Source organism: Streptomyces sp. NPDC058375 (assembly GCF_042723425.1).
GTDB lineage: Bacteria > Actinomycetota > Actinomycetes > Streptomycetales > Streptomycetaceae > Streptomyces > Streptomyces durocortorensis.
This window is the reverse complement of the sequence record NZ_JBHXJG010000317.1, coordinates 1-7,004: the sequence shown is the minus strand read 5'-3', so window position 1 is coordinate 7,004 and position 7,004 is coordinate 1. Positions and strand designations below refer to the sequence as shown.

The window sequence follows — 7,004 nt, the reverse complement described above, 5'->3', positions numbered from 1 at the left end:
GAGACACCCGGCGGCCGTACCCCCCGCCGCCGCGCCTCGCACCGGTCCCATGCCCCCCGCCGCCGCGCCTCGCACCGCCCCGAATACCGGTCGACACCCGTCCGCCCCGTCCGGCAGAGTCCCGTCATGGACCCCCGCCACTGGCCCCTCTACGGGCTTCGCCTCCGCACCCCGCGCCTCGAACTGCGCCTGCCCGGACTGGAACTCCTCGACGAGCTGGCCTCGGTGGCGGCCCACGGGCTGCACGATCCGGGCCGGATGCCGTTCAGCGTGGCGTGGACCGACGGAAAGCCCGAAGAGGTGGCGCGCGCGGTGTTCCAGCATCTGCTGGGGACCGTCGCCGGCTGGTCCGTACGGGACTGGACGCTCAGCCTGGCCGTCCTCCACGAGGGGAAGGTCGTCGGGCGGCAGGACCTGATGGGGCGGGACTTCGGGGTGCGGCGGCAGGCGGAGACCGGGTCATGGCTCGGGCTCCCGTACCAGGGGCAGGGCATCGGTACGGAGATGCGCGCCGCGGCCCTCCACCTCGCGTTCGCCGGGCTCGGCGCGCGGTACGCCGTGTCCGCCGCCATGACCGACAACCCCCGTTCGCTCGGGGTCTCGCGGCGGCTCGGGTACACGGACGACGGCCTGGAGACGGGAGTCGTGCGCGGGGCTCCCACCACCCTGCGGCGGCTGCGCCTGGACCGGGCCCGGTGGGAGGCGCACCGGAGTGTGGAGGTGACCGTGGAGGGGCTCGAAGAGTGCCGGGCGGAGTTCGGGGTGGGAGGGGGCGAAGGCGCGACGGCCAGCACCCTCCCCAACAGGCAAGGGTAGGCTAACCTTCCTCCGGATTGCCCCAGCCGGGAGCCGGGCCCGTCCGCCCGCCGCTCCGGCCCGTCCCGGAGGAGCCCCCGTTGACGTCGACGACTGCCGCCGCCCCCGAAGTCGCCCCGTTCCGGCCCTTCGATCTGATCGTCCTGCGGATGAGGCGGCTGGGCCCGTCCATCCTCCGGGTCACGCTCGGCGGCCCGGGGGCCGACGGTCTGCGCGGCGGGGGGCGCGACCAGAGCCTGTCGGTCGTCCTGCCCGGCGGTCCGAGCGCGGGCCGAGCGGTCGTCCCAGCGGGCGGGGGCGGCACGGGGCCGGTGCGACCCGAGGGCGAACGGGCCGTGACGCGGTCGTACGCCGTACGGGCGCAGCGTCTGCGGCCCGACGGCTCCACCGAGGTCGACCTCGACTTCGTGCTGCACCGTAACGGCGGCCCCGCCTCCCGCTGGGCACGAGCGGCCGCTCCCGGCGACCGGCTCAGGGTGCTGGGCCCCACCGTGGCGGACAACACCGCCGTACGGTTCCGGCCGCCGGCCGACACCGGCTGGGTGCTGATCCGGGCCGACGAGACCGCCCTGCCCGCCGCGGCCGCCATCCTGGAGTGGCTGCCCGCCGGGCTGCCGGCCCGGGTCTGGCTGGAGGTCCCGCGCACCGAGGACCGGCAGGCCCTGAACACCGCGGCGAAGGCCCGCATCGGCTGGCTCGTCCGGAGCGAGGGGGCGGCCTGCGGGGTGGAGGCCGTACGCGCCGCCGAGCTGCCCGGGGGCACACCGTACGCGTGGATCGCGGGCGAGGCGTCCGGGGTGCGGGCGCTGCACCACCACCTCGTCCGGGAGCGCGGGTTCGCCCCCGAGCGGGTGACGTCCGCCGCGTACTGGCGGCGCGGGCTCAGCGAGGAGCAGACCGGCGGCAGCGGAACGCGATAGAGGCAGGAAACAGGGGCGGGAAATAGGGGCGGCAAAGCGGACAAGCAGTGCACCCGCCGGGGGTGGGAGGAACGGCCGACTTCGAGTTAGGTTAGGCTCCCCTTACTTCGACATCGCGCCCTCGCACCCTCTTCCTGCCCGGAGGGCCGCGATGAAGTTCCCCTCACCCGGGAGGACCCCTTCATGCGTTCGCACCTGCTCAACAACACGACTGCGGAGCACTATCGGAGCACCGTCTTCGCAGGCGTGGAACGGGTCGCGGCCACGCTCGCCGCCACCGAGCGACCCTTCAGCGGGGTCGGTGTCGACGAGCTCTCCCCCGTCGTCGACGCGATCGACCTCGACCGGCCGCTGGGCGACGCCGCCGCCGCCCTCGACGAGCTCGGCGAGGTCTACCTCCGCGACGCCGTCTACTTCCACCACCCCCGCTACCTGGGCCACCTCAACTGCCCGGTCGTCATACCCGCCGTGCTCGGCGAGGCCGTGCTCTCCGCGATCAACTCCTCCCTGGACACCTGGGACCAGAGCGCGGGCGGCACCCTCATCGAGCGCCGGCTGATCGACTGGACCACCGAGCGGATCGGGCTCGGCCCGGCCGCCGACGGGATCTTCACCAGCGGCGGTACGCAGTCCAACCTCCAGGCCCTGCTGCTGGCGCGGGAGGAGGCGAAGATCCGGCCGGAGCACTTCACCCGGCTGCGGATCTTCACCTCCGAGTGCAGCCACTTCAGCGTGCAGAAGTCCGCCAAACTGCTCGGCCTCGGCCCGGACGCCGTCGTCTCCGTCCCCGTGGACCGCGACAAGCGCATGCAGACCGTGGCCCTGGCCCGTGCGCTGGAACAGTGCGTCGCCGAGGGCTCCGTCCCGATGGCCGTCGTCGCCACCGCCGGCACCACGGACTTCGGGTCCATCGACCCGCTGCCCGAGATCGCCGCGTTCTGCGAGCAGTTCGCCACCTGGATGCACGTGGACGCCGCGTACGGCTGCGGGCTGCTCGCCTCCCGCGAGCGGGGCGGGCTGCTCCAAGGCATCGCCCACGCCGACTCGGTGACCGTGGACTACCACAAGTCCTTCTTCCAGCCGGTGAGTTCGTCGGCGGTGCTGGTCCGCGACCGGGCGACCCTGCGCCACGCCACGTACCACGCGGAGTATCTGAACCCGCGCCGGATGGCCGAGGAGCGGATACCCAACCAGGTCGACAAGTCCCTCCAGACGACCCGCCGGTTCGACGCGCTCAAGCTGTGGATGACGCTGCGCGTCATGGGCGCCGACGGCATCGGCGAGCTGTTCGACGAGGTCTGCGACCTGGCCGCCGAGGGCTGGCAGCTGCTCGCCGCCGACCCGCGCTTCGACGTGGTCGTCGAGCCGCAGCTCTCCACGCTCGTCTTCCGCTACGTCCCCTCCGGCGTCACTTCCCCGGACGACATCGACCGGGCCAACCTCTACGCCCGCAAGGCGCTGTTCGCCTCCGGCGAGGCGATCGTCGCGGGCACCAAGGTGGGCGACCGCCAGTACCTGAAGTTCACCCTGCTCAACCCCGAAACGACCGCGCACGACATCGCCACGGTCCTCGATCTGATCTCCGGCCACGCCGAGAAGTACCTGGGAGACTCCCTTGACCGCGCTTCCTGACCCCCACGACTTCATCGGGATCGGCCTCGGCCCGTTCAACCTCGGCCTCGCCTGCCTCACCGAGCCGATAGACGAACTGGACGGCGTCTTCCTGGAGTCCAAGCCGGACTTCGAGTGGCACGCCGGGATGTTCCTCGAAGGAGCCCATCTCCAGACGCCGTTCATGTCGGACCTGGTCACCATGGCCGACCCGACCTCGCCGTACTCCTTCCTCAACTACCTCAAGGAACGCGGCAGGCTCTACTCGTTCTACATCCGGGAGAACTTCTACCCGCTGCGGACCGAGTACAACGACTACTGCCGCTGGGCCGCCGGGAAACTGAGCAGCATCCGGTTCAACGAGACCGTCGAGACGGTGACGTACGACGAGGGCAGCGAGCTCTACACCGTGCGCACCGTGTCCGGTGAGCTGTTCCGCTCCCGGCGTCTCGTCCTCGGCACCGGAACGCCGCCGCACATCCCCGACGCCTGCCAGGGGCTCGGCGGGGACTTCATCCACAACTCGCGCTATCTGGAAGGGAAAGCCGAACTCCAGAAGAAGAAGTCGATCACCCTGGTCGGCAGCGGGCAGAGCGCGGCGGAGATCTACTACGACCTGCTCGCCGAGATCGACACGTACGGCTACCGGCTCAACTGGGTCACCCGCTCCCCGCGGTTCTTCCCGCTGGAGTACACCAAGCTGACGCTGGAGATGACCTCCCCGGAGTACATCGACTACTTCCACGCACTGCCCGAGGAGACCCGCTACCGGCTGGAGACCGGGCAGAAGGGGCTGTTCAAGGGCATCGACGGGGAGCTGATCGACGCCATCTTCGACCTGCTCTACCAGAAGAACCTGTCCGGTCCCGCGCCCACCCGGCTGCTGACCAACTCCGCTCTCGTCAGCGCTCGTTACGACGAGGAGGGCGGCGCGTACAGCCTGGGGCTGCGCCAGGAGGAGCAGGGCAAGGACTACGAGCTCACCAGCGAGGGCCTGATCCTCGCCACCGGCTACCGGTACGAGGCTCCCGCCTTCCTCGCACCCATAGCCGGGCGGCTGCGCCACGACAGCCGGGGCCGCTTCGACGTGGCCCGCAACTACAGCATCGACACCACCGGGCGCGGGGTCTTCCTCCAGAACGCCTCCGTGCACACCCACTCGATCACCTCGCCCGACCTCGGCATGGGCGCCTACCGCAACGCGTACATCATCGGCGAGCTGCTCGGCCGTGAGGTCTACCCGGTCGAGAAGTCCATCGCCTTCCAGGAGTTCGCCGTATGAACCACCCCGACAAACACCGCCCCGGCCCCCTCGGCACGTTCGGCGTCCGACCGCTGGACCCCGCCGCCGACGCCGCACTGGTGCACGGCTGGGTGACCCACCCCAAGGCCGCGTTCTGGCTGATGGGCGACGCCTCACTCGCCGACGTGGAGCAGGAGTACCGGTCCATCGCCGCCCACCCGCACCACGAGGCGTTCATCGGGCTGCACGACGGCGAGGCCGCCTTCCTGATCGAGCGGTACGACCCCACCGAGGTCGAGCTGAAAGGGCTGTACGAGGCGGAGCCCGGCGATGTCGGGATGCACTTCCTGGTCGCCCCCACCGACACCCCGGTGCACGGCTTCACCCGGGCCGTGATCACCGCCGTGATGGATTTCCTGTTCGCCGACCCGTCGGTGCGCCGGGTCGTCGTCGAGCCCGACGTGACCAACAGCGCCGTCCAGGCCCTCAACAAGGCCGTCGGTTTCGAGGTGCTCCGCGAGATCGCCAAACCGGAGAAGGACGCACTGCTCAGCGCCTGCACCCGTGAGCAGTTCGAAGCAGCAACCGGAGGAAACGACCGATGACGACCGCTCTCACCGACAGCGTCGCCCACCTCTCCCCGGGGCGCTGGGCCACCGCAAACCGACTGCTCGTCCGCAAAGCACTGGCGGAATTCAGCCACGAGCGGCTGCTGAGCCCCACGCCGCTCGGCGACGACCGCTACACCGTCCGTAGCGACGACGCCTCCACCGAGTACCGTTTCACCGCCCGCGTCTTCGCCCTGGACCACTGGCAGGTCGAGGCGGAGACCATCACGCGGCACCGGCACGGCTCCGAACTCCCGCTGGACACGCTGGAGTTCTTCATCGAGCTGCGGCACACCCTCGGGATCTCCGAGGAGGTCCTGCCGGTCTATCTGGAGGAGGTCTCCTCCACCCTGGCCGGAACCGCCTACAAACTGACCAAGGAACCGGCCACCTCCGGCCAGCTCGTCGCCGCCGGTTTCCAGGCCGTCGAGACCGGGATGACCGAGGGCCACCCCTGCTTCGTCGCCAACAACGGGCGGCTCGGCTTCGGCGCGGACGAGTACCGGGCGTACGCCCCCGAGGCGGCTTCCGCGATCCGGCTCGTCTGGCTGGCCGCCCGCCGGGAGCGGGCCACCTTCACCGCGGGCGCAGGGCTCGACTACGACGCGCTGGTCAAGGACGAGCTGAGCGAGGCGACCCGGGAGCGGTTCGCCGGCGCGCTGCGCGGGCTCGGCCTCGACCCGGACGACTACTTCCTGCTGCCCGTCCACCCCTGGCAATGGTGGAACAAGCTGGCGGTGACCTTCGCCGGAGAGCTGGCCGAACGCCACCTGGTGGTGCTCGGGGAGGGCGAGGACGGCTACCTCGCCCAGCAGTCGATCCGCACCTTCTTCAACACCGACCACCCCGAGAAGCACTACGTCAAAACGGCGCTCTCGGTCCTCAACATGGGCTTCATGCGCGGGCTTTCGGCCGCGTACATGGAGGCCACGCCCGCGATCAACGACTGGCTGGCCGGTCTGATCGAGCGCGACGACCTGCTGCGCGGGGCCCGGTTCTCGATCATCCGGGAGCGGGCCGCGATCGGCTACCACCACCGGTCCTACGAGGCGGCCACCGCCAAGGGCTCCCCGTACCGGAAAATGCTGGCCGCCCTGTGGCGCGAGAGCCCGGTGCCGGGGCTCCAGCCGGGCGAGCGGGTCGCGACGATGGCCTCGCTGCTCCACACCGACCACGAGGGCGCCTCGGTGGCCGGGGTGCTGATCGCCGAGTCGGGCCTGGATCCGCAGGTGTGGCTGCGGCACTACCTGGACGCCTATCTGGTGCCGGTGCTGCACAGCTTCTACGCCTACGACCTGGTCTACATGCCGCACGGCGAGAACGTGATCCTGGTCGTGGAGGACGGGGTCGTCACCCGCACGGTCTTCAAGGACATCGCCGAGGAGATCGCGGTGATGGACCCGGACGCGGTACTGCCGCCGCAGGTCGAGCGGATCCGGGCCGAGGTACCCGAGGACATGAAGCTGCTGTCGGTCTTCACCGACGTCTTCGACTGCTTCTTCCGCTTCCTGGGCGCGGGCCTGGCCACCGAGGGCATCCTCGACGAGGACACCTTCTGGCGGACGGTCGCCGCCTGTGCGCGCGACTACCAGGAGTCGGTGCCGTATCTCGCGGAGAAGTTCCAGCAGTACGACCTCTTCGAGCCGGAGTTCGCGCTCTCCTGTCTCAACCGCCTCCAGCTGCGCAACAACCAGCAGATGGTCGACCTCAACGACCCTGCGGGCGCCTTGCAGTTGGTGGGACGCCTGAAGAACCCGATCGCCGGGTTCTGAACCCGGCCGCCGTGGCGCGGCGGCCCCTGGACGG

General features: G+C 70.6%; 6 protein-coding genes. All 6 read left to right on the top strand.

Going from position 1 to position 7,004, the window contains the following annotated elements; translation table 11 throughout:
• The first annotated feature begins 126 nt into the window (after nucleotides 1–126).
• The 6 genes from ACFWM7_RS31955 to ACFWM7_RS31930 all read left to right on the top strand — a co-directional run bounded on the left by ACFWM7_RS31955 (nucleotide 127) and on the right by ACFWM7_RS31930 (nucleotide 6,970).
• Nucleotides 127–816: a GNAT family N-acetyltransferase gene (locus ACFWM7_RS31955; protein ID WP_383267351.1), complete on the top strand. Its 690-nt coding sequence runs from the start codon at nucleotides 127–129 to the stop codon at nucleotides 814–816.
• Between the two features lie 80 nt (nucleotides 817–896).
• Nucleotides 897–1,736 carry a siderophore-interacting protein gene (locus ACFWM7_RS31950; RefSeq protein ID WP_383267349.1) on the top strand — a complete coding sequence of 280 codons (840 nt, stop codon included), beginning with the start codon at nucleotides 897–899 and terminating at the stop codon, nucleotides 1,734–1,736.
• A gap of 183 nt (nucleotides 1,737–1,919) precedes the next feature.
• Nucleotides 1,920–3,368: a pyridoxal phosphate-dependent decarboxylase family protein gene (locus ACFWM7_RS31945; RefSeq protein WP_383267346.1), complete on the top strand. Its 1,449-nt coding sequence runs from the start codon at nucleotides 1,920–1,922 to the stop codon at nucleotides 3,366–3,368.
• A complete protein-coding gene (locus ACFWM7_RS31940) occupies nucleotides 3,352–4,629 on the top strand; it encodes a lysine N(6)-hydroxylase/L-ornithine N(5)-oxygenase family protein (protein WP_383267343.1) in 1,278 nt (425 codons plus the stop codon). The genes ACFWM7_RS31945 and ACFWM7_RS31940 overlap by 17 nt, the downstream gene beginning before the upstream one ends.
• On the top strand, nucleotides 4,626–5,195 hold the full coding sequence (locus ACFWM7_RS31935) for a GNAT family N-acetyltransferase (protein WP_383267340.1): 570 nt from the start codon (nucleotides 4,626–4,628) through the stop codon (nucleotides 5,193–5,195). The genes ACFWM7_RS31940 and ACFWM7_RS31935 overlap by 4 nt, the downstream gene beginning before the upstream one ends.
• Complete coding sequence (locus tag ACFWM7_RS31930; RefSeq protein WP_383267338.1) at nucleotides 5,192–6,970, top strand: IucA/IucC family protein; 1,779 nt, start codon at nucleotides 5,192–5,194, stop codon at nucleotides 6,968–6,970. The genes ACFWM7_RS31935 and ACFWM7_RS31930 overlap by 4 nt, the downstream gene beginning before the upstream one ends.
• The last annotated feature ends 34 nt before the right edge of the window (nucleotides 6,971–7,004 follow it).